This is a genomic window from Paraburkholderia sp. SIMBA_053 (assembly GCF_046534895.1).
Classification (GTDB): domain Bacteria; phylum Pseudomonadota; class Gammaproteobacteria; order Burkholderiales; family Burkholderiaceae; genus Paraburkholderia; species Paraburkholderia caledonica.
In genome coordinates this window covers 1-270 of sequence record NZ_JAWRXU010000722.1, presented here as the reverse complement: position 1 = coordinate 270, position 270 = coordinate 1, and the positions used below count along the sequence as shown (strand labels likewise).

The following is a 270-nucleotide window of genomic DNA, read 5'->3' as shown; positions in this document are numbered from 1 at the left end:
ACCCGCGAGCGATGCAATCGAATTACCGATTGCGAGTATCGCGCCGCGCTGCTTGAAAGGCGTGACTTCGTCGAGAATCGCGGGGCACATCGAGTAGCTCAACGTGCCAAACGCTATCGCGCAAATAATGGCGATTTCGCGGACCAGGAGCGAGAGGTCCGGTACGACAAGACAGATGAACATCGTGCCGCCCACGACCTGACACGCGGCGGCTGTCCAACCGCGCGCGAAGCGTGAAGGCACGCCGCGCGCGATCAGCCGTTGCACGCC

General features: G+C 62.2%; 1 pseudogene. It reads right to left on the bottom strand.

The features are described from left to right. Window positions 1-270, bottom strand: a pseudogene (locus SB753_RS37470) (MFS transporter); the annotation flags it as partial.